General features: G+C 55.1%; 1 protein-coding gene. It reads left to right on the top strand.

What is annotated here, in order from left to right:
• Positions 1–321: 321 nt before the first annotated feature.
• On the top strand, positions 322–583 hold a 262-nt coding region (locus ACXJ7R_RS35895; protein WP_457155912.1), incomplete at its 3' end, for a hypothetical protein.

The following is a 583-nucleotide window of genomic DNA, read 5'->3' on the forward strand; positions in this document are numbered from 1 at the left end:
GCCCGATTCACTTCGCCATATCCGAGTTCCTTGAGTGGCAGCCCTCAAAGCGAGAAGGCCGATGCCGACCTCAACGGCGTCCATCCCGCCTGTATAGCCATGATCGATCCGCAGCCCACATGAGGCGCCAAAGCCTTCTTACTAACTTCGCCCGATGAGCTTTCTTCGGCAGGTCCAGTCATTCTATAGTCGCTCCCAGACGCAGCAATTTGTCTGAATCAGACAGGCAGTCCGAAGTTCCGGGTTGTGTGCATATAACATTTGAAATTGAGGGCAAGAACGACCGGTGGGATTCTTCCATTTTGACAAAGGAGGCCCGCCATGCCAGTTTTCGCTGATCCGGAACAACTCACCCTGATCGCTCAGGTTCTCGAAACATATTGCCTGCCGAGAAACATCGGCCGTGGCAGCGAGGTGTACGAGCATCTCGCTCGACGAGCCATCTGGCTCTATGAGAGTGGTGTGCGAAATCCTGAGACAATGGAGCGTGCTTTGCACGACGCGTCGGTGACTGGGTCAAATTCCGTTGTCCAACGTCGACGGCGGGTAGACAAGGAGAAGATCGAACGGGCAACGCGTGAAG

It is taken from the genome of Mesorhizobium sp. P5_C1 (assembly GCF_054049815.1).